Origin of the sequence: Arcobacter roscoffensis, assembly GCF_024267655.1 — a bacterium.
GTDB classification, from domain to species: Bacteria; Campylobacterota; Campylobacteria; order Campylobacterales; family Arcobacteraceae; genus Arcobacter_B; species Arcobacter_B roscoffensis.
The window spans coordinates 2,934,275-2,956,222 of record NZ_CP100595.1 but is presented as its reverse complement, the minus strand read 5'-3'; the positions used below and the strand labels follow the sequence as shown (position 1 = coordinate 2,956,222).

25 protein-coding genes are annotated in these 21,948 nt (G+C 28.5%); 17 read left to right on the top strand and 8 right to left on the bottom strand.

The features are described from left to right. The first annotated feature begins 32 nt into the window (after positions 1 to 32). Positions 33 to 269, top strand: coding sequence for a hypothetical protein (locus tag NJU99_RS13945; RefSeq protein WP_254576514.1), 237 nt, complete (start codon positions 33 to 35; stop codon positions 267 to 269). Positions 270 to 283: 14 nt separating this feature from the next. Here the strand turns inward: NJU99_RS13945 and NJU99_RS13940 are convergent, their stop codons facing one another. Continuing rightward, positions 284 to 646 carry a rhodanese-like domain-containing protein gene (locus NJU99_RS13940; protein WP_254576513.1) on the bottom strand — a complete coding sequence of 121 codons (363 nt, stop codon included), beginning with the start codon at positions 644 to 646 and terminating at the stop codon, positions 284 to 286. A gap of 137 nt (positions 647 to 783) precedes the next feature. On the opposite strand from NJU99_RS13940, the gene NJU99_RS13935 reads away from it, so the two are divergent. The 9 genes from NJU99_RS13935 (at position 784) to dtd (ending at position 7,963) form a co-directional block, all read left to right on the top strand. After that, on the top strand, positions 784 to 1,152 hold the full coding sequence (locus NJU99_RS13935) for a thioredoxin family protein (RefSeq protein WP_254576512.1): 369 nt from the start codon (positions 784 to 786) through the stop codon (positions 1,150 to 1,152). Between the two features lie 13 nt (positions 1,153 to 1,165). Continuing rightward, on the top strand, positions 1,166 to 2,935 hold the full coding sequence (dsbD, locus tag NJU99_RS13930) for a protein-disulfide reductase DsbD (RefSeq protein WP_254576511.1): 1,770 nt from the start codon (positions 1,166 to 1,168) through the stop codon (positions 2,933 to 2,935). 61 nt (positions 2,936 to 2,996) lie between these two features. Then, a complete protein-coding gene (locus NJU99_RS13925; RefSeq protein ID WP_254576510.1) occupies positions 2,997 to 4,064 on the top strand; it encodes a nicotinate-nucleotide--dimethylbenzimidazole phosphoribosyltransferase in 1,068 nt (355 codons plus the stop codon). 4 nt (positions 4,065 to 4,068) lie between these two features. Continuing rightward, on the top strand, positions 4,069 to 4,668 hold the full coding sequence (locus NJU99_RS13920) for a MarC family protein (protein WP_254576509.1): 600 nt from the start codon (positions 4,069 to 4,071) through the stop codon (positions 4,666 to 4,668). Beyond that, positions 4,668 to 5,162, top strand: coding sequence for a bifunctional adenosylcobinamide kinase/adenosylcobinamide-phosphate guanylyltransferase (locus tag NJU99_RS13915; RefSeq protein WP_254576508.1), 495 nt, complete (start codon positions 4,668 to 4,670; stop codon positions 5,160 to 5,162). The genes NJU99_RS13920 and NJU99_RS13915 overlap by 1 nt, the downstream gene beginning before the upstream one ends. Beyond that, positions 5,159 to 5,905, top strand: coding sequence for an adenosylcobinamide-GDP ribazoletransferase (locus NJU99_RS13910; RefSeq protein WP_254576507.1), 747 nt, complete (start codon positions 5,159 to 5,161; stop codon positions 5,903 to 5,905). The genes NJU99_RS13915 and NJU99_RS13910 overlap by 4 nt, the downstream gene beginning before the upstream one ends. After that, positions 5,902 to 6,915 (top strand): aminotransferase class I/II-fold pyridoxal phosphate-dependent enzyme, encoded by a 1,014-nt coding sequence (locus NJU99_RS13905; RefSeq protein WP_254576506.1) that lies wholly within the window; start codon positions 5,902 to 5,904, stop codon positions 6,913 to 6,915. The genes NJU99_RS13910 and NJU99_RS13905 overlap by 4 nt, the downstream gene beginning before the upstream one ends. After that, on the top strand, positions 6,909 to 7,517 hold the full coding sequence (locus tag NJU99_RS13900) for a transglutaminase-like domain-containing protein (protein ID WP_254576505.1): 609 nt from the start codon (positions 6,909 to 6,911) through the stop codon (positions 7,515 to 7,517). Before NJU99_RS13905 ends, NJU99_RS13900 begins: the two co-directional genes overlap by 7 nt. Then, on the top strand, positions 7,514 to 7,963 hold the full coding sequence (gene dtd / locus NJU99_RS13895; RefSeq protein ID WP_254576504.1) for a D-aminoacyl-tRNA deacylase: 450 nt from the start codon (positions 7,514 to 7,516) through the stop codon (positions 7,961 to 7,963). Before NJU99_RS13900 ends, dtd begins: the two co-directional genes overlap by 4 nt. A 4-nt stretch (positions 7,964 to 7,967) precedes the next feature. Here the strand turns inward: dtd and NJU99_RS13890 are convergent, their stop codons facing one another. The 4 genes from NJU99_RS13890 to NJU99_RS13875 form a co-directional block, all read right to left on the bottom strand. Then, the gene (locus tag NJU99_RS13890; protein WP_254576503.1) at positions 7,968 to 8,396 is read right to left on the bottom strand and encodes a VOC family protein; all 429 of its coding nucleotides are present in this window, start codon (positions 8,394 to 8,396) and stop codon (positions 7,968 to 7,970) included. Positions 8,397 to 8,489: 93 nt separating this feature from the next. Beyond that, positions 8,490 to 9,776, bottom strand: coding sequence for a TRAP transporter large permease (locus NJU99_RS13885; RefSeq protein WP_254576502.1), 1,287 nt, complete (start codon positions 9,774 to 9,776; stop codon positions 8,490 to 8,492). Further along, entirely contained in the window at positions 9,770 to 10,294 is a 525-nt protein-coding gene (locus NJU99_RS13880) for a TRAP transporter small permease subunit (RefSeq protein WP_254576501.1), read from the bottom strand. Before NJU99_RS13880 ends, NJU99_RS13885 begins: the two co-directional genes overlap by 7 nt. Before the next feature lie 9 nt (positions 10,295 to 10,303). Next, the gene (locus NJU99_RS13875; RefSeq protein WP_254576500.1) at positions 10,304 to 11,338 is read right to left on the bottom strand and encodes a TRAP transporter substrate-binding protein; all 1,035 of its coding nucleotides are present in this window, start codon (positions 11,336 to 11,338) and stop codon (positions 10,304 to 10,306) included. Between the two features lie 137 nt (positions 11,339 to 11,475). Here NJU99_RS13875 and NJU99_RS13870 point away from each other — a divergent pair, with 137 nt between their 5' ends. The 7 genes from NJU99_RS13870 to NJU99_RS13840 all read left to right on the top strand — a co-directional run bounded on the left by NJU99_RS13870 (position 11,476) and on the right by NJU99_RS13840 (position 18,505). Then, a complete protein-coding gene (locus tag NJU99_RS13870) occupies positions 11,476 to 13,305 on the top strand; it encodes a sensor histidine kinase (protein ID WP_254576499.1) in 1,830 nt (609 codons plus the stop codon). A gap of 10 nt (positions 13,306 to 13,315) precedes the next feature. After that, the gene (locus tag NJU99_RS13865) at positions 13,316 to 13,990 is read left to right on the top strand and encodes a response regulator transcription factor (RefSeq protein ID WP_254576498.1); all 675 of its coding nucleotides are present in this window, start codon (positions 13,316 to 13,318) and stop codon (positions 13,988 to 13,990) included. A gap of 81 nt (positions 13,991 to 14,071) precedes the next feature. Then, positions 14,072 to 15,277: a KAP family NTPase gene (locus tag NJU99_RS13860; RefSeq protein ID WP_254576497.1), complete on the top strand. Its 1,206-nt coding sequence runs from the start codon at positions 14,072 to 14,074 to the stop codon at positions 15,275 to 15,277. Between the two features lie 85 nt (positions 15,278 to 15,362). After that, complete coding sequence (locus NJU99_RS13855) at positions 15,363 to 15,731, top strand: hypothetical protein (RefSeq protein ID WP_254576496.1); 369 nt, start codon at positions 15,363 to 15,365, stop codon at positions 15,729 to 15,731. An 80-nt stretch (positions 15,732 to 15,811) separates the two neighbouring features. Then, complete coding sequence (locus NJU99_RS13850) at positions 15,812 to 17,203, top strand: cobyric acid synthase (protein ID WP_254576495.1); 1,392 nt, start codon at positions 15,812 to 15,814, stop codon at positions 17,201 to 17,203. Beyond that, entirely contained in the window at positions 17,193 to 18,080 is an 888-nt protein-coding gene (gene cbiB / locus NJU99_RS13845) for an adenosylcobinamide-phosphate synthase CbiB (RefSeq protein WP_254576494.1), read from the top strand. The genes NJU99_RS13850 and cbiB overlap by 11 nt, the downstream gene beginning before the upstream one ends. Further along, positions 18,077 to 18,505, top strand: a complete 429-nt coding sequence (locus tag NJU99_RS13840; protein ID WP_346731810.1) for a hypothetical protein — start codon at positions 18,077 to 18,079, stop codon at positions 18,503 to 18,505. Before cbiB ends, NJU99_RS13840 begins: the two co-directional genes overlap by 4 nt. Here NJU99_RS13840 and NJU99_RS13835 read toward each other — a convergent pair. Genes NJU99_RS13835 through NJU99_RS13825 form a run of 3 tightly spaced genes read right to left on the bottom strand, consistent with a single transcriptional unit; the run spans position 18,502 to position 21,845 of the window. After that, the gene (locus NJU99_RS13835) at positions 18,502 to 19,734 is read right to left on the bottom strand and encodes an ArsS family sensor histidine kinase (protein WP_254576493.1); all 1,233 of its coding nucleotides are present in this window, start codon (positions 19,732 to 19,734) and stop codon (positions 18,502 to 18,504) included. The genes NJU99_RS13840 and NJU99_RS13835 overlap by 4 nt on opposite strands. Next, positions 19,731 to 20,414 (bottom strand): response regulator transcription factor, encoded by a 684-nt coding sequence (locus tag NJU99_RS13830; RefSeq protein ID WP_254578104.1) that lies wholly within the window; start codon positions 20,412 to 20,414, stop codon positions 19,731 to 19,733. Before NJU99_RS13830 ends, NJU99_RS13835 begins: the two co-directional genes overlap by 4 nt. Before the next feature lie 12 nt (positions 20,415 to 20,426). Beyond that, the gene (locus NJU99_RS13825) at positions 20,427 to 21,845 is read right to left on the bottom strand and encodes a Do family serine endopeptidase (protein WP_254576492.1); all 1,419 of its coding nucleotides are present in this window, start codon (positions 21,843 to 21,845) and stop codon (positions 20,427 to 20,429) included. Positions 21,846 to 21,948: the final 103 nt, after the last annotated feature.

Here is a 21,948-nt window from a genome sequence, read left to right as displayed (position 1 = left end):
ATAAAGATAAATTTAAATACTAAGGATTAAAAATGTCAACTATTACACAGCTAGGTTCACTTCCTTTAGCGGGAACAAAAAAAGGACAAATTTCTGTTTCAAATGTAACAGAGCCATACGGAAAAGATACAGCAGATATCGTAAGTATTGGTATTTCATTAAATGGTCAAGATGTACAATGGAAATCACACATTCCTTATGAAAATTTAGATGATGTAATTGAAATTTTACAAAAAGCTAGTGCTGATAGAAAAGCATCAGAAGCTTAATATTTTTTAAACTATTAAGCTTTATGCTTAATAGTTTCTCTTAATTCCTGTTGCCATAAAGCCATTCCCCCAAATAAATGGGCAGTGTTTTTATATCCTTGATCAATTAAGAAGTTTCCTATAGTTCTTGTTCTATTTGCATGGGCACAAATAAGAACTATTGTAGTGTTTTTGTTTGGAACTATTTTTTTAAAATCTTCCATCCATTTTTCTACATTGTGGTTTCCATACATATCAAAAAAAGTCATTTTATGAGCATTTTTGATAAGTCCTGTTCTTAACCATTCATCTTCTCTTCTTACATCAATCATTACAACACTTGAATCATTTATCATTTTTTCTACAGTTTTAGGTTGTAAATCAACTAGTTCATCCATTTAAAAATTCCTTTAAATATAATAAAAAATTATAATACAATATAAATATAATATAAGTTAAGCAAATTAACAAACTCTTTATAAATATTATATATAATGTCATTAATATAATAAGGATTTATTTAAAGGCTAATAATATGAAGAAAATATTAATTTTATTTCTTTTTTCAGTAGTTTCACTTTTTGCATTTGAAGAGTTAACTACTGATAATTTTGAAACAAAGATAAAAAACAAAAATGCTATTATTGATTTTCATGCAGTTTGGTGTCCACCTTGTAAAGTTTTAAACACTAAACTTCAAGAATTTGAGATAATCAAACCTGATAATGTAGAGATTTTTAAAGTAAATATTGATGAACAATTAGCACTTGCAAAAAAGTATAAGATTACAAAACTTCCATCACTTGTATATTTTAAAGATGGGAAAGCATTAAAAACTATAGTTGGTATACAATCGCCAGATGAACTTTTAAAAAGTTCAAGAAAAATATTTGACTTAGAATAAGGAGTGTAGTAAAGTGTATATATTAAGAAGTATAATTTTAGTAGCTTTACTTTTTCAATCAATTTTTGCCATTGAAAAAAGAGTTATTTTAGAGCCAGACGAGGCTTTTAAAACAAGTTTTACGAAAAGTGAAGAAACAGTAAATTTTAAATTAGATTTAGGTCAAGATATATATCTTTATGATGATAAATTAAAGTTTTTTATTACAAAACCATCAAAAATAGAAATTACTAAAGAGTTAAACCTTCCAAAGCCAGTACCTTATGAAGAGTGGATAGTACAATTTGATAACATAAATGTAAATATTCCTATCTCACTTTTAAAATCAAAAGTAGAATCAAACTCATATGAACTTGAAGTACAGTTTCAAGGATGTTCAAAAGCAGGTCTTTGTTATGCTCCAATGAGTAAAAAGTTTACTTTAGATTTAATTGGTTTTGGAGAATCAAGTAACAATAGTTCAGCTCAAGATATTCAAAAGCAGACTTCTTCTGAAATAAAAGAAGAACCACAAGCTTTAAATGAGACAGATGAAATAGCAAATATTTTAAAAGATGGAAGTTTTTTTGTAATACTTGGATTTTTCTTTTTAGCAGGGCTTGGGCTTTCATTAACTCCTTGTATTTTCCCTATGATTCCTATTTTATCTTCTATTATTGTAAAAGCTGGAAATCAAAGTGAAATAACACCTGCAAGAGGTTTCTTCTTGTCTTTTGTTTATGTAGTTTCAATGTCTATAGCTTATACAATAGCAGGGGTTGTTGCAGCAATTTTTGGTGCAAATATTCAAGTAGCTCTTCAGAACCCATATGTATTAACAGTTTTTGCAGGTATTTTTGTGGCACTTGCATTTTCTATGTTTGGTTACTATAAATTAGAACTACCTCAAAGTCTTCAAAATAAGATTACTAGAACTACAGATGGAAAGCAAGGTATCTCAGGAATTGCTATTATGGGGTTCTTGTCAGCTTTAATAGTTGGTCCTTGTGTTGCTGCACCTCTTACGGGAGCTTTAGTTTATATAGGTCAAACAGGTGATGCTGTGCTTGGTGGAGCGGCACTATTTGTAATGAGTATTGGTATGGGTGTACCTTTACTTCTAATAGGTTTAGGAGCAGGAAAATATATGCCAAAACCTGGTGGTTGGATGGATTCAGTATCAAAAATCTTTGGTATTGTAATGCTTGCAGTTGCTGTATGGATGCTTGATAGAGTACTTGACCCTATATATGTAATGTGGTTATGGGCTTTACTATTCTTAGCAACTGGAATATACTTACGAATTTATAAGCACATCTTAGCCCAACTAATAACGGTTGTGATTTTTATATATGGAGCTTCTTTAATGGTAGGAGCTTTAAGTGGTGCTACAAATCCACTAGAGCCTTACTCTAAGTTTACATCAGCAAAGGGCGTAGCTGTTGAAGAGGGTGTTAAATTTAAGTATGTGAAAAACTTAAAAGAGTTAGATGAAGCAATAAAGGCTTCATCTAAACCTGTAATGTTAGATTTTTATGCTGATTGGTGTGTGTCTTGTAAAGAATTAGAAGGAATTACATTTAAAGATCCTGTGGTTATTTCAAAACTAAATGAGTTTACACTTTTAAAAGCAGATGTTACAAAAAATACAGATGAAGATAAAGCCCTACAAGCTAAATTTGGAGTTGTAGGACCTCCTGCACTTATTTTTTGGGATGAAAACAATAAAGAAATCAAAGCTTCACAAATTGTAGGCTATAAAAACCCAAAAGATTTCTTAGAAATTGTAAATAAACATTTCTAAGAAAAAGCACTTTAAACCTAATATTTGTTATACTTCCTAAAAATTTAAATAAAGGTTTTTAATGAACTTTAATACTATTTTGGGAAGTGTAGACTTCCTCGAACATTTACGAGGGAAAACAGCTTCTTTCTTATTAAATACTAGTGTTACTAAAACATGTGAAATACCTAATATTTCCCAAGCAGGGATACCTGGAAAATTGTACCTTACTCCTACTCTTGATAGTGAGTTTTTATGCGTAAAACAAGTAAGGTCTTTAGAAAATATAGCTCAAACACCAAAAGGTGTTCCAACACCTGCACTTATTACAAGAGCAGTACATGAATTAAAGCCTTTTTCAAATATTGAAGTGTTAAATTTAGGATTAGAAGAACTTCCTAAAATAGAGTATTTTAAAGTTCACGATTTTGCTATATCTGCAAGTGATGCAATAAACAAAAATGCAAATATAAACGCCATGGAAGTTTTTCAAAAAGGCGTTCAATTTGCACAAGAGCTAGAACTTCAAAGTGATTATGTGATTTTAGGTGAATCAGTTCCTAGTGGTACTACAACTGCTCATTCTACAGCTAAGGCTTTAGGATATAATGTTGATAAGCTATTTTCAAGTTCATTTAAAAACTCACCTGATGATATAAAAACAAAAACTATAAATGAAGCTATGGCTTTAATAAATGAAGAAGATGATGTCTTTGCAAGATTATCAAAAGTATCAGATAATATGTTGATTTTTACAGCAGGGTTTGTACTTGGTTCAACTGGAAGAGATGACTTAAAAGTTGTTCTTGCAGGAGGTACACAAATGGCAAGTGCTTTGCTTATAGCAAACTCGATTATTGAGGTTATGGGTGGAGAGATTGACTCAAAAAATATTGCATTATGTACAACAAAATGGATATATGAAGATGAAAACTCAGATATAAAAGCTTTATTAGAACAGTTAAGTTTTTCAATAAATGCTTACGCAAGTGATTTTGACTTTAGTTTATCTTCTCATCCTGCTTTAAAACTTTATGATGAAGGTGAAGCAAAAGAGGGTGTTGGTTGTGGAGGTGCACTTTGTTATGCTTCTATAAATGGAGTTGATAAGCAAGTCTTAACAAATAAAATCGAGAGTTTTTTAGGATAAAACAATGGAAGTATTTATTTCAACATTTTTAAAAATGTTTTTTATTATGACACCATTTTTTGTGTTGTCAGTATTTTTAACAGTTACAAATGAAGCAACAGTAAAAGAGAAAAAAGCTTTAGCTATAAAAGTTACTATCTCAGTTGTAATTATCAGTTTAGTTCTTGTTTTTTTTGGTAAGCATATTTTTGAGGTTTTTGGAATTACATTAGATGCTTTTAGAATAGGAGCTGGGGCATTACTATTTTTATCTGCTGTTGATCTAATCAAAGGTAATAAGGAAGGTAGTAAAAAAAGCGTTGATAATGTAAGTGATTTAGCAGTTGTACCTTTAGCTATTCCTATTACAATAGGACCTGGGACTATTGGTATTTTACTTGTTATGGGTGCAACTTTTGATAATACTTCTTCTATGTTTATGGGAAGTTTAGCTTTAGTTTGTGCTGTTTTAGTAATAGGTATTATGCTTTATATGTCAAATATAATTGAAAAAGTAGTTGGAAAACAAGGACTTCTTGTAATCTCAAAAATCACAGGTTTGTTTTTGGCCGCATTATCTGCTCAGATTGTATTTACAGGTATTAAAAACTTTTTAGGATTATAATGAAAATATTTTACTTTGGCGGTCAAAAGTCAGGAAAAACTTCAAAAGCTAGTGCTAAAGCTTTAGAGTTATCAAAAGATAAAAAGCCCTATTATGTGGCAACTTATGATAACTCATATGAAGATGAGGCTATGAGTGAGCGAATTTCAAGACATATAGAAGATAGAAAAGATGACTTTTTATCTATTGAAGAGCCAAAGGATTTAGTTAAAGTTGTAAGAGAGGGTGAAACTTATTTGATTGATTGTATGACAATGTTTATATTAAATAATATGGATGATGGTTTAAATCATATGAAAATACAATTAAATAAGATTTTTGAACTTGATTGTAATGTAATTTTTATTTTAAATGATATAGGAAATGGCGTAATTCCTATGGAGAGATACAGTAGAGACTTTGTAGATATGTCAGGTCTTTTAGGTCAGTATTTAGCTCAAAAATGTGATGAGGTTTATGAAGTAAAATATAGTTTGGAGAAAAGACTAAAATGAAAACAGTTTTAAATGCCTTTTATTTTGCACTTTCATATTTTTCAACTATTCCAGTTTTTGTAAAAAATATGGAAATAAACAATGAAACTTACAAATACACACTGGCACTTTTACCACTTGTAGGAGCTATTATCTCAGCATTTGTAATAGTTTTAAATTTAGGATTAAATGAGCTTTTTAATCCTTTATATGCTTCTTTTATAAGTGCTGTTGTATATCTTGCATTATATGGTTTTTTACATCTTGAAGCAGTTTGTGATGTGGTTGATGCTTGGTTTGCTTCACATGGTGGAAAAGATGCTTATAAGATTATGAAAGAGCCAACTATTGGTGCTATTGGGGCTTTATATACTTTTAGTTTTGTATTATTAAAAGTAGGGGCTATTACATATTTACTTTATGAAGAGCAGTATGTTCTTTTTTTTATAATATGTATGTTTTCAAGACTAAATTTTATTTATTTACTTGGCTACTTTAAGTTTGCAAAAGATAGTTTTTTATCTCTTGCTTTTCAAGATGCGGGTGTAGGAAAAGTTAAACTTTTTAGTCTTTTATATATAGTTTTTGCTTTATTCATTGGCTCATATGTTTTAGTTCTTTTATTTGTTTCACTACTTAGTTTTTATTTGGTTTTAAAGAAGTTAGATAAACAGTTTGGTTTTGTAAATGGGGATTGTTTAGGCTTTACTTTAGAGCATGTGGAACTAATCTTACTTAATGTGGCATTGGCTTTAGTTGTATGAATACTTTCGAGCATGGTGGTCAAGTAGAAGCTTTTGCAAAAGAGCTTGAGTGTGAAGTAAAAGATATAATAGACTTATCATCAAATATCAACTTTATAAAACCAAATATTAATTTAGATTTTAACTCACTTGATATTTCTGCTTATCCAACTTATGATAGTTTATATGAAAAAATAGCTTTAAACTATAGTGTAAAGGCAAGTCAAATTGAGCTTTTCAATGGTGGAAGTAGTGCTATTTTTGCTTTATTTAAACATCTTAATTTAACACATTGTACTGTTTATAGCCCGGCTTATTTGGAGTATAAAAAAGCTTCTATAAATTTTGGCTATGAACTTCGAACTATAAATAGATTTGAGAATATTTTTTTACCTGTAAAAGAAGGAAGCTTAGTAGTTTTTGTAAATCCATCAACTCCTGATGGAACTTACTATGATATAGATAAGCTTATTGAGTATTGGATAAAAAGGAATTGTACTATTTTGATAGATGAGAGTTTTTTAGACTTTTGTGATGGAAAGTCAGCTACAAAATATATCAAAAAATATGACAAACTTTATATCTTAAAATCAATGACAAAGTTCTATTCAAGTGCCGGTATTAGAGTAGGAACTATTGTTTCAAATGAGCAAAATATAGATAGTTTAAGAAGATTTGAGCCTATGTGGAAACTATCACAGTTTGATTCAAACTACTTGCAAGCAGCACTTGAAGATTATACTTTTAAAAGAATTGCAAAAGCTATAAATGTAAAAAATAGAATTCAATTAGAAAAGATACTACAATCTTGCAATCTAATAGAGCATATCTATCAAAGTAGTGCGAACTATGTTCTTGTTAAACTAAAAAACATAACAGCAAAACAGTTCCAACAGAAACTAAAGCCTTTCAAAATTATGATAAGAGATTGTAGCAATTTTGACTTTTTGGATGGTACTTATGCAAGAATTGCTGTAAAGTCTTCACATAGTAATGAAGTGTTTAAAGAGGCACTAGAAAAGATATGTTAATAGACAATAAGTTTTTAAAATACTTCTCTTTTATTTTATCTTTTATATTTATAGCTTATGTGATTTATATGATAATCACGTCATTTTTTATAGTAAAAAACCAGTTTATAGATATAGGTGACAGCACTTATGTAAATCAAGTAAGAGTTGATGATTATACAAAAAGACTGGCTTCATACTTAACAAAAGATTGTATAAAAGGTGATGAAAAGTGTGAAGTACAAGCAATGCTTGATTTCACAACGGCAATACCATATAAGATAAATGAATCTGTAGCAAGAAGTGCAAAACAAGTAGTAAAACAAAACTTTGGGGATTGTGATGATAAATCAAATCTTTTAATCTCCCTTCTTAAAGTAAGTGGCTATGAAGCTTATTTTGTACTAGTTCCAAAACATATATTTGTAATAGTGAGTCTAAAAGAAAAAATAGCAAATAAAAAAGCCTTGTATGTAAATGACAAAAGGTTTTACATCCTAGAAAGCACAGCAACAGGTTCTAAAATTGGCTTTAGATTAAAATATAAGTTTGATGAAATAGAAGCGATAATCGATCCTTTTGAGAATAAAAAGTTAGTAATTGAAAAGTTGGAGTATAAATGATAGCAGTAATTCAAAGAGTTAGTTCCTCAAGTGTTACAGTTGAAGGAAAAGTAGTTGGAGAAATAGGGCAGGGTTTAAATATCTTACTTGGTGTAAAAAAAGGTGATAGAAAAGAAGATATAAATAAGCTTGTAACTAAGATAGCAAACCTTAGAATTTTTGCTGATGGTGATGGTAAGATGAATTTATCTCTTTTAGATATAAAAGGTGAAGCTTTGATTATCTCACAATTCACTCTTGCAGGAAATGTAAAAAAAGGAAGACGTCCTAGTTTTGATAGTAGTGAAAAGCCTGATATTGCAAAGGCTATGTATGAACAGTTTGTAAAAGAGTTTGAGTCTTTAGGAGTTCACACTCAAACAGGCAAGTTCGGAGCTCATATGGATGTTGCTATTCACAACGATGGCCCCGTGACTTTTATTTTAGATAGTAGTGAGTTAAATTAGATATTTACTCTTCTATCATATCTTCTTCTGGAATAGATTGAATCTCAATGATTAAGTTTTCAGGAGCTTTTATAAATATCTGTTTTATAGGTAAATTTGGAACAGTATTTATTGAGTAATCAAGGTTCATTTTTTCTATTCTATCCATCACTTCTTCATAGTTATCACTATAAAAACATACGTGATTTACTATATTTTTACCATCACTTTCTTTATTGAAATCTTCATTTATTAGACCTTTTTTATAGAAAGAAGCGTCTTCTCCAAACATATGAATTAGTGCATCATCAACTCCTTCTGAATATAACCAATAACCTGGAAATGGGAATTTAGGTCTATATCCAACTTTTAGACCTAGAAGTTGAGTTATAAATTCTTTCATCCCTTCTAAGTCTTTTGCTCTTAATGAAATATGATCAAATGTAATTTTCATCTTAAATCCTTTCGTTTATATGTATAGATTATATATTTGCTAGATGTATTTGAGGTGTATTTTTAAGTGAGGGGCTTTAAAATCCCCTCATTTTTAAACAAATTCAGTTAAAAAAAGTGCAAGTTGTGGAAATAAAACTAATAAAAATGCCATAAGACACATTATTAAAACAAAAGGAGTACATCCTTTCATCACTTCTACAACTGAACCTTTCTTTCTAATACTTTGCACCACATACAAGTTTAATCCCACAGGTGGTGTAATCAAGGCCATTTCTATTAGGATGATTAAGTAAATACCAAACCAAACTCCGTCAAATCCCATATTTAACATAATAGGAGCAACTACAGGAATTGTAATCACCATTAAAGAAAGAGTTTCTATAAATAGACCTAAGACAATAAACATAATTGTAACTATAAATAAAAGAGTATATTTTGAGATATTCATATCTTCTAAGAAATACTCAATTTCATCAATCAATCCAATTGAAATAAGTACAAAATTCAAAATGTTAGCAGCTAGAATAATAAGCATTATCATTCCAGTTGTTTTCATAGTTCCTTCAATAGCCTTCTTTAATACATCTTTAGTAAGTAGCTTAGCAAAATATGTAATAACTAAAGCTCCAACTACTCCTAATGCTGCACTTTCTGTTGGTGTAGCAAGACCTGTATAAATAGATCCCATGATTACAAAAAACAAAAATAAAGTAGGAAGAAAATTTTTAAGCTCACTAAACTTTTCTTTCCAAGTATATGTTTGAATTTTTTTAGTTGTACTACCTTTATATTTTGAATTTAAATAAATAAAAAACATAAATAAAATAGCAAGTAAAATTCCTGGAATTAATCCAGCCATAAACAGCTCAGGAATAGAAGTATTTGTTAAAAAACCATAAATAATAAGGTTTAAAGAAGGTGGAATTAATATTCCAAGTGTTCCTCCTGCTGCAATTGATGCTGCAAATAAACCTTCTTTATACCCATATTCTCTTCCTTGAGGCATAGCAACTGTAGTTATAGTTGCAGCAGTGGCAACTGATGAACCCGAAATTGATGAAAAAAATGTTGATGCTGCGATATTTGAATGCATTAATCCACCAGGTAACCATGATAACCACACATTTAAAGCAAAGTATATTTTTCTAGCCATTCCTGAGTGAAGTAAAATTTCACCAAGAAGTACAAAAAAAGGAATAGACAATAAGATATATTCAGTACTTGTACTCCATGTAAGCTCACCAATTGAGGTAAAAACAGGATAATCAGAGAAAAATGTACCTATTATAATTGCTACACCTGCAATAGATGATGCAACTGGAACAGATAATGCTAAAAATGATAATAGTATTACAAATGATAAAATTACAGCTAACATTCTGTCTCCTTTTTTATAGTACTTAATTCATTTTTTCTTTTTGAAACTATATTTTCAAAACTTTTATATAGTAAGATACAAATTACAAATAGAAAAAATCCAAAACCTGCAAACCATAATAGCTCAGGTATCCATAAAGGCGTTCCCAAAGGAGTATTTGCAAGAGAATTCTTATCCCATGAATATATAAATACTTCATATGCATAATATGTAATTAATGCAATAAATACAAAGTTCATAAGCATTGCAAAAAAGTCTAAAAAATATTGTATTTTTTTTGAAAACTTATGATATAAAATATCAATTCTAATGTGCATTTTTTCAAATAGTACATAGGCTATAGACCAAGATACAGTTATTGCTAAGATATAAGATGAAATTTCATCTATGCCTCCAAATGATATTAAAAAAAACTTTCTAAGTATTACTTCAATTGCTGTTAAAAAAGCACATACAAATAAAAGAATACCACATAAATAAACTATACAAACAGAGCTTTTTTCTAGGATTTTAATCATAATAGCTCCTTATTTATTTGCTTTTAAATTTACTACTTTCCCTACTGAACTATTCCATTCATTTACAACTTCAAGAGAGACTTTTTCTGCCCATTTAGGAAGTACTCTCTGCTCTAAAATTTCTTTTGAGATAGTTAAATCTTTTTGTTTAAAGTCAACAAGTTTCATATCATATGTTTTTCCATAAGCACACTGTTCTCCTGTAAGACACTTTACACCCTCAGATGACTCAAAATCAGACTTGTCCCATACAGGCTGAACTACATTTTTATCATATGAAGCTAATAATTTATCTTGTTCTTCTTTTGAGAATTTATTCCAAGTATCAAGATTCATAGCTGTTAAAACATAAGCCCATCCTCCAACAGGAATAGGATATAAATAACCTGCAATATCACCCCAACCAGATGAATATCCAGATAAACCACCTGCAACAGCACAGTCTAATACACCTCTTTGTAATGCAGATGAAATCTCACTAAAAGGTGGTGTAACTCCAGTTGCTCCTAAACCATCTAGGTACTCAGCTAAAGTCCAACTTCCTGCTCTTACTTTTCTTCCTTTTAAATCTGATAGAGATTCTATTTTTTCATTACAAAATAAAATTTGAGCAGGATAGGGTTTTACTCCTAAAAGTTTTGAGTTAAAGTCTTTTTTCAAAGCTTTTTCTAAAGTAGGCTTATATGCTGCTACTATTTTTTTTGCAGTTTGAATATCAGGTGCAATAGCAGGCAAATCTAAGCCTGCAATAGTTTGAGAATCTGATACTACATATCCTCCAACAGTTGATACTACATCAAATGCACCTTTTGATAGTTGTCTATAAACAGCTGCACCTTTTAATTTTACTTGACCTATAGAAGTTACCCTTGTTCTTGTTTGAGGAAACTCTTCTTTAAAAGTCTTTTTCCAATATGGTTTTTCAAATTCACTAAACATAGTTAGATGTCCCCACGACCCAACAACTCTCATTTTATCTGGTGCTGAAAAGGCACTTGTAGCAAGAGTAATTCCAGCTAATGTTGTTAATAGAATTTTTTTCATTTTTGACTCCTTAGTTTCTATATTTCAAATGGTAACCATATAGAATGTAAATGAGATGTATTTTTTTTTTGAAAAAATAAAAAGTTCATATATAATAGTATTGATTTAATTAAAACAACTAGAATTAGGAGTTTTTAATGTTTTCACAAAAGAACATACCAAGGCTTATCGTCTTTACACCTATTTGTACTATTGTTATTTCAGCAGTGATAATTTTATATACTTTGATTTCAATGCAAAAAAACTATCTTAATGAAGAAGTTGAAAAAATAGAAAAAGAGTATTTAATCAATCAAAAAAAAGTACTTCAAAATGAGCTTGATTATATTTATGAGTATATTGTATATCATAAAAAGGTAGCAGCTGATAATATAAAAAAAGCTTTAAATATTCAAATTAACAGCTTTTATGAACTTTTAGAAAAGAGCGATTTTAATGAAAAAGAATACTTGAATTTTATAAAACAGCACTCAAATGAAAATTCGGATTTTGTTATTTATGATATGAATAGCGAAGAGTTTTATAAAGATATGGATGTATTTTTTTATAAAGACGAGCTTTCTTCAATAAAAAATGAGATTATTTTAAAGAAAGAAGTTTTTAAAATTAAATTTAAAAGTAATCTTTACTATTTTAGATATTTTAAAAAGAAAAATTTAATTATTGCTATAAAAAGAGATATTTATTATGATATAGATAGTCTAAAAGAGACTATTGCTAGATGGAGTGAGTACCTTAGATTTGGAGATGATAACTATTTTATAATTTATAAAAATACGAATATTTTACTTGCTCATCCATATAGAAAAGATTTTATTGGAAAAGATGATACAAATCTAAAAGATGGGAAAGGTGATTTATTTGTTCAAGGATTTATAAAAAAAGCTATTAAAAATCCAGAGGGTACTTTTGTAGAGTATTACTGGAATAAACCAAATAAAAAAGAAAAAATAAAAAAGCTTACCTTTGTAAAATTATATAAAGAATGGAATTGGGTTCTAGGTGCTGGTGTTTATTTTGATGATGTTCAAGAAGTAATCGAGAAAAAAAAGAAGGATTTAGAGAAAAGAATTTTTGATTATATACGAACAACAGTTGTAATATCTTTACTTCTAATTTTATTTGTTTCTTATTTTGCGGTTGAGGTCTCTTCAAAAATAAATTCAACAATAAAAAAGTATCAAGAAAAGCTAAAAAGTAAGGAAGAAAAATTAAGAAACCTAAATAAAGATTTAAATAAAAAAGTACAAATAGCAGTAAAAGAAGCAAAAGAAAAAGATAGAGCAATGCTTCATCAGTCAAGACTTGCAAGAATGGGAACTTTGATTAATATGATTTCTCACCAGTGGAGACAACCATTGAGCCAATTATCTGGCATAATAATGGAGTTAGAAACAGCAATAGAGTTTAAAAAAGCAAAGAAAAAGTATATATTATCTTCTCTTAGTGAAGCTACTAATACAATTGAACATATGTCTTTGACTATTGAGGATTTTAAAAACTTTTTTAAGCCTGAAAAAGAAAAAGAAGAGTTTTTGGTATCAAGTGCTTGTAAAAACTCAATTGCCTTAATACGAGACACCTATATAAATGAGAATATTGATTTGATTTTTGAAATAAATAAAGACAAAAAGATAAAAGGCTATAAAAGAGAGTATTCTCAAGTAGTGCTAAATCTTTTAATTAATGCAAAAGATCAGTTGCTAGAAAAAAATATTGAAAACAAAAAAGTTTGTCTAATCATAGATGAACAAGATAATAAATCAATAGTTACAGTAAAAGATAATGCAAGAGGAATAGAACTTGAAAATATTCAGATGGTATTTGAACCTTACTTCTCAACAAAAAAATCTCAAGGTACAGGACTTGGTTTGTATATGTCAAAGATGATTATAGAAAAAAATATGCAGGGATCATTAAGTGTTGAGAACTATGAAGATGGAGCAATTTTTAAAATAGAAGTATAAAGGAGTTATTATGAGACAGTTAGCTAAAAAAGTTAAAAACTTAAGTGTATTATTGGTTGAAGATGATGATGAGATTAGAAAAAGAATAGCAAATACAATGAGCTTTTATTTTAAAGATGTATTTGAAGCAAATTGTGGTGAAGACGGTTATGAAATTTTTGTTGAAGAAAAGCCAGATTTATGTATTTTAGATATTGAAATGAAAAATGGAAATGGAATAGAATTAGTAAAAAAAATAAGAAAAATTGTTCCAGAATCACCTGTTATAATGTTAAGTGCTTACTCAAAAGAAGAGTATTTACTTGAACTTATAAACGATAATATAAGTTACTATATTTTAAAGCCTGCAACAAATGAAAAACTTTTAAAAGCTATTTCTAGTGCTCTTTTTAAAGAAAATGGTGAAAAAATTCTTCTTGCTGAGGATTTGTATTTGAATCTTGAAACAAATGAATTAACATATGAAGATGATATTATTGCTTTAAGAAAAAAAGAGAAACATTTTTTAAAGCTTTTACATGAGAATAAAAATAAAATTGTTACATATGATATGATTCAAGAGTATATTTGGGTAGATAAGTTTATGACACAAAACGCTTTAAAGCTGTTTATTAGAGATTTAAGGAAGAAACTTCCAGTTGATATTATAAATAACATCGTAAATGAAGGGTATAAGATCAAGTAGAATTTTTGATAACTTTATATATTTAAATACGTTTTTTAATATCTTTTGATAAAGTATAAAAAATAAAATATAAGTGAAAAAATGTCAAATCAAGAAAAACTAAAAAACTATTTATTAGGCAATGAAAATAAAGATGGCTATTTAAAAGATGAAATCTCAAATGCTAAAGTCATTATGCTTTCTGGAAAATGGGGAAGTGGTAAGACTCACTTTTGGCAGAATATTATTGCAAGTGATGAATTCAAAAAAGAGCTAAAAGAAAAAAGTCAAGTTTATTCATATATAAGTTTATATGGAAAAAGTTCAATTGAAGAGATAGAAAATGATATATTTTCTCAAGCTTACTATTCAGCAATTGGTGGAGAAAATTTTGTAACAAAAGGCTTTTCTACTTTTACAAAAAGAATGTCAAGATTTGGCTCTAAAAAAGTTGCATCTGGATTAAAAGAAGAGCAAAAAGACAATATAGAAAAAACAGCACTAAAAAGACTTGAAAATGGCGGAGTGATATGCTTTGATGATTTTGAAAGAAAATCAAAAGATATTGATTTAAATGACCTTTTTGGTTTTATAACTCAATTAACTTTGAATTTCAAATGCAAAGTTGTGATTATTTTAAATGATGATGTATTTGAAGGTGAAGAAAAAGATATTTTTTCAAATGTAAAAGAAAAGACTGTATCTAAGTATTTGAAATATAAGCCAAGCATAGAAGAACTATTTAATTCGATATTTGATAATAAATATGAGGTACTAAAAGATTATAGTGATGTGATTTTAAAAACCTTTGAAGAATCAGAAGTTTTAAATGCAAGAATATATATACAGGCATTAGACAACCTTTTAGAGTGGATAGAAAATGATAAGACTCAGAAAAAAAATGATGATGTTGTAAGATGTTTGATTTTAGTTAATCTATATTTTATTTTATATCATGTTCTGTTTTTTAAAGAAGAGGATAAGTATAGAATAATAGGTTTTTTTGATAAGTTAGAAAAAATTTCAGATGATTATAACCGTATAAAAAGTTCTAATATACAGATTTATGGTTCAAACAAAAATAGAGAGTACAAAGAATATGAGTCTTTAAAAATCTATATGAAAGAGTTAGAAAAAACTGTATCTACTCAAGGACAGTATGAAATATATAAAGATTTTTTTGATAGTAATATAAAAAACTATGAAGTAAAGTTTTATGCGAATAGTTTAAAAATTGGAAAAAATGTAGATAGTGATATATTTAGTCAAATAAACACCTTCATAGAAACAGGAATACTAGAAGATTAAAAAACTATTTATTATACAAACTGCGTAACCAAAATGTTTTTGAGATTTGATATACTTCTTTTACTTTTTATGACAAAGGCTTAGGATGAACTTTCAAAATGAGTTAAAAAAATTTGATTTAAAAGAAGTGTTTAATCACGATGATTATATGAAATATTTAGAGTCTAAGACAGTTAGGACTCCTAAAACTGGAACTATTTTGGATTATATTTCAAAAGAGCAGGAGTTAGAACTTCGAGCACAAAGAAATATAGACTTAAAAAAGTACGACCCAACACCACAGCATATTAAAGAGCATATGAACTTTGCTTTTAAGGTTTTTCATGAGGTGTGTGAACAAAACAAAAATGATGAATTATTACAGTTTTTACAAACAAATGAATTAGGACAAAAGGCTTTACTTTCTACAAACTGGTATGAAAAGTACAATTATACTTATAATATAGCTTCATAAATAAAAGCTTTTATTTTATTCCTCGATTACTCTAATTTTATTTTTACTATAATGTCACAAAATATAATCGCAGGAATAAAATGAAAAATATCTCTATCTTCGGAACTAGCTCAGATGCTGGTAAATCAACTATCACTTTTGTAATAGCAAAAATACTTCAAGACTTAGCTTATAGTGTTGCTCCTTTTAAGGCTCAAAATGTCTCAAATAACTCACATGTATGTGATGATGGAAGTGAAATAGCAATAGCTCAATACTTTCAAAGCGAAGTTTTAGGAGTTGAAACTTCTTATCACTTAAATCCAGTACTATTGAAATCAGGTAGAGGAAACTCTGCTTCACTAATAGTAGAAGGACAAGTAGTTACAAACAAAGATGTAAGAGAATATTATAGAGATTTAGACCTTTTAAAACCTGCTGTTAAAAGATGTTATGAGTATTTAGATGAAAGGTATGATATTGTTGTAAGTGAGGGTGCTGGAAGTCCAGTAGAGCTAAATCTTATGGATAAAGACTTATCAAATATTTTTATAGCAGATGAATACAATACAAAGATTATACTAGTAGCAGATATAGAAAAGGGTGGAGTGTTTGCTTCTATTTATGGGGTTTATCACTTATTACCCCCTAAACTAAGAGAGAATGTAGTAGGGGTTATTGTAAATAAATTTAGGGGAGATTTAACTTTATTTGATGAGGGTGTTAGAATCATCGAAGAAGAGTTTAAAATACCAGTTTTAGGAGTCTTACCCTATATTCCATTTAATTTAGGTTTTGAAGATAGTGCTTCTTTACAAAACTTTATTCAAAAACCTCAAAATAAAAAACTAGATATTGCAGTTATATCATATCCACATATGAGTAACTACAATGATATAGAGCCTTTAATAGCAGATGATGAGGTCTTTGTAGAGTTTGTAAATCATTATGTATCTTTAGATAAATTTGATTTAGTTATTCTTCCTGGTTCAAAACTTGTCATTAAAGACTTAAAGTGGTTAAAAGATATGGGCTTATATGAGCAAATACAAAACTACAAAGGACACATTTGTGCTATATGTGGTGGCTATGAAATGATGTTTGAAACACTTGATGATAAATATGCTTTAGAAAACAGTGAACCTTTAGTGGAAGAGGGGTTTGGAATAATCCCTTCAAATATAGTTTTTGAAAAGAAAAAAGTTTTAAAGAAACAAAGTTATGAGCTTTTTGGAGAGAGTATTAAAGGTTTTGAGATACATCATGGTATGAGTGAGAAATATCCTTTATCTTATGAAAAAGAGAATTTTAAAGGTACCTTTGTTCATGGTATTTTTGATAATGATGCTTTTAGAACTAAGTACTTCAAGAGTATAAATAGCCAATATATTGGATACTCGTTTGATGAGTATAAAAAAGATACTTTAGATACTTTTATAGGTGAGATGAAAAGCAGACTTGATGTAAATAGGATAGAGCAGAGTGTTTTATAGTATTGCTTTAATAGCCTATGTTCTTGATTTAGTTTTTGGAGAGTTTGAAAAATTAAAGTTCTTAAAACATCCTATTATTTTTATGGGAGATTATATCAAGTGGTTTGAAAAGAGATTTTATAAAGACTCAGTTTTAAGAGGAGGGCTTTTAACTATCTCTTTAGTTGCAGTAGTATTTGTAATCACTTCTTTTTTATCAATGATTGATAATATCTTTATTCAAGGCTTTTTAGCCTCTTTTACTTTAGCTTCTAAAATGCTATATGATAGTGTTAAAGATATAGTAAGTTCAGATGACCTTGATGTAAAAAAGCAAAAAATATCTTATCTTGTTAGTCGTGATACAAGTAGTATGAATAATAGTGATGTAAATAAAGCAGCCATTGAGACATATGGTGAAAATCTAAGTGATGGAGTAATTGCACCACTTTTTTATCTTTTATGCTTTGGAATAGTTGGGGCTTTTGTATATAAGGCTATAAACACTCTTGATTCCATGGTTGGATATAGAAATGAAAAGTATGAGAAGTTTGGAAAAGTAAGTGCAATAGTAGATGATATACTAAACTACATCCCTGCAAGAATCACAGCTGTTTTAATAGCACTATTTTTCTTCTCAAAAGAAGCACTATTTGAGTTTGGGAAATATGGTAAAAAACATGATAGTTTAAATGCAGGGCTTCCTATCTCAGCTATTGCTTTAGGTTTAGGTGTTAAACTTGGTGGTCCTACTTCTTATTTTGGAAAAGTAAAAGATAAACCGTTTTTTGGAAGAGGTAGAGATATTATAGAAAATAGTGATGTTCTAAAAGCTATTTCAATAAAAAATAAACTAGATATATTAGTAATAACAGTATTAATTTTAGGAGTATTATGATGACTTACGAAGAGTGGTTTAACCAACAAGGTAAGCTACACGCAAATGTTATGAAAAAACTTACAGATAAATCAATGGATGAGGTAATAGAATACTTTAGATTTGACAACATGGTAAAAAATGAACCAGATTTTTGTCCTTTATACAAAGACAATAAAAAATGCCATGATTACGAAGATTTAAACTGCTATTTATGTGCCTGTCCTAACTTTAGGTTTAAAATGGAAGGTTTTGAAGAAGTTGAAGGAAAAACACTTTTTTCAAAATGTAATATTAACTCAAAAGATGGATCTCAATATATTGGTGAAGATTATATTCATCAAAACTGTTCAGGCTGTATCGTGCCTCACAGGGAAAAGTATATTAAAAACAAGTTTTCAAGAGATTGGTTTGAAGTTATGAAAGATGTAAGAGAAGAGGTTTAACTCTTCTCTTTTTTCATATTTATTACAAAGTGATTTTTTTCATCTTTGTAAAAATACTCTAGCTTATAGCCATGTAAGTTAGCAATAGTTTTAACTATATAAAGTCCAAGACCAAAACCATCACTTCTTTTTTCTTCTTGACAAAAAGCTTCTGTGTAGTATTCAAGTTCATGTTTTAAAGGCTCACCTTTTGAACTTACTATTATTTGCTCTTTTGAAGCATTTATTATTGCTTTTTTATTTGGAGAGAATTTTATAGCATTGTCTATTAGGTTTTTTAAAACTATAGAAAACATATATGTGTCAACTTCAAATTTAAAATCTTTGATTTTTGAAGTAATATTTTCAGGGTTTATCATCATGATTTCTAAAGTTTTATTATAGATATTAAAAAAAGATGTTAGCTCTTTGTAAACAGCTCTATTTTGAGAAGTGATTTTTTCAACTGTTGCAAGTTCTTTGATAATATCATCCATTCTTTTAAAAGCTTTTTGAAGATTGTCCCTAGCTTTTTCATCTTCAAGTGTTTCAGCAATAAACATAGCTTTTGTAATAGGAGTTTTAAGCTCATGCATCATATTTCGCATAAATAAATCTTTTGATTTTGTTTGATTACTTATGATTGTTACTGCTTCATTAAAGCTTTTTGCAATAGTTCCTATTTCATCATTACTTACGCTTTTAATTTTTACATCTTTTTTCCCATTTGAAAATTCAATAATTTGTTTATTTAAAAGCTTTAAAGGTAAAAGTTTTCTTTTTAAAGTTACATATAAAAATAGTAAGGTAATTAAAGATAAAACCATAGCTAGGATTATAATAGCTACATTATAGTTATGATTTCTTATATCTTTTAGCATGATATTATATCCATACTGTTGTACATAGATATAGTAATGTTCATCATATTTATAAACTCTATATGTTCCTAAATAGTTCTGTGTGATTGTAAGTTCTTGAGCTTGTTTTATGATTTCAAGTTTTGCATCTCTTTCTTTTATTGGTTCTACTTTAAACTTTTTAAAAAGATTCTCAAGGGTTTCAACAGTTGGTTGGTTTTGAAAGGCACTTAAGAAGTTTTCTGCAACTAGTTCATATCTGTTTTGTAGTGTTATCTCATATCTTTGCTGATCAAATCTAATAAATAATGCAAAAGTAATCATAACAGCTATAAAAGCTAAAGAAAAAATGATATTTATAAATGCAGAAATAGAGATGTTTTTTGTCATATTAGTTTATACCCAATACCTCTTACTGACTTAATATATGTTTGAGTATCATCTAATTTTGCTAATTTTGTTCTAATTCTTGAAATAATTACATCTATGTTTTTTAGTGATGAATCATCTTCTATATGGTCACTTGCATAAATAAAGTCTTCTCTTGATACAACACCACCATTTCTTTGGATAAGAAGTTTCAAAATGTCATACTCAGCAAGAGTTAAAGTTAAAGCATTATTTTTAAAGTTGATTTGCATATCATCTTCTTTTATTTCAAAAACAGAGTTTGTAGCTTTTACTTCATTTTTTGTTTCAGTATTTGTATCTACTCTTTTCAAAATAGTTTTGATTCTAGCTTGAAGCTCTCTTGGATTATATGGTTTTGGAAGATAGTCATCAGCACCTCTTTCTAATCCCATAACCTTGTCTAAAATATCATCTCTTGCACTTGAGATAATAATAGGTATTTCACTCTTTTCTCTAATTTTTGGGATTAACTCTAATCCATCAATCTCAGGAAGTGTCAAATCTAAGATAAGAAGTTTATAATCCTTATCTACACTTAGCATTGATAGCCCATTATAAGGGCTATCAGTGTTTGTTACTTCTATATCAAATGAGGCTAGGTAATCAGTGATAATCTGAGCTAACTCTAAATCATCCTCTATCATTAGTACTTTAATTATGACGAATCCTTTTTATTTAGTTACAAATAGAATTGTTTGACCATATCTATTTACATAAACTCTTTTGTGTTTCTTATTATACTTACTTAAAGCTTTTTCCATATCATCAAAGCCTTTGATCTCAATATCTTCAATTTGAATAATAATATCACCTGCTTGGAAGCCAGTTTTTTCAGCTTTTGATTTTGGTTCAACATCTGAGATTAAAATACCTTGTGCACTTAATGGAAGTCTATACTGTTTTCTGATATTCATATCGATATTTTTTAGTCTTAATCCACCAAGAACTTTACTATTATTTGAAGAAATTTTTATTAATGATTCTCTATTTCCTAAAACTATATCAAGTTCTAAGTTTTTTCTATCTCTTTCAAGTGCAATTTTAACTTTTTGTTTAGGTTTAAATGAAGCTACAACATTTTGTAAAGAAGTTCTATCTGTGATTTTTTTACCATTAATAGAATAAATTAAGTCACCTCTTTTAATACCATATTTTTCAGCAGGAGTTCCAGGAGAAACATCAAGAACTAAAGCACCTTTTTTATTGTTGTAAACTTTTGATAAATCTTTATCTAAATCACCAATAGCAACACCTAAGTAACCTCTTGTTACTTTACCATCTGCTACAAGTTTTTTAACCACATCTTTTACCATGTTTACAGGAATTGCAAAACCAATTCCATTATTACCACCACTTTTTGATAAGATAGCTGTATTAATACCTATTAATGCACCTCTTGAGTCAATTAGTGCACCACCTGAGTTACCAGGGTTTATTGAAGCATCTGTTTGAATATAGTTTTCATATCTATTAATACCAACTTTATTTTTGTTAAGTGCAGAAATAATACCTTGAGTTACTGTACTTCCTATACCAAATGGATTACCCATAGCAAAAATCACATCACCAATTTTTAAAGAAGTTGAATCTCCAAGTTTCATTGGCTCTAAATCTTTTCCTTCGATTTTAATAACGGCTAAATCACTATCAGCATCTCTTCCAATAAGTTTTGCATTATATTCTGTTGGGTTATCACCTATTGTTACTGTGATTTCTTCTGCATTTTCTATAACATGGTTATTTGTAACTATGTATCCATCTTTAGAAACAATTACACCAGAACCAAGAGATCGTTGAACTCTGTTTTGTTTAAATTGATTTCCAAACTGCTCTCCAAAAAATCTTTTGAAGAATGGGTCGTTGAACATTTCTAATGGTAAATTACTTACATTTGTATTTACATGTCTTTTTGCAGATATATTTACTACTGAATACATAGAGTTTTCAATATTTTTGTTAAATGATAATATTTCAGTAGTAGAATTAGGAACCACTCTTTGAGGGTTTTTATTCATCATTTCAAAGTCAATTGATTGGGCAAATAATTGACTTGCAATCATTGCTGAGGCGAATAAAAGTTTTTTCTTCACAATTCATCCTTTCGAATTTTGATAATACAATTGTAGGGTAGGTTTGTAAACTATTTTTCAATAAATAGTTAATAAATAGTTAATACTTAAAACTAAGGCAATG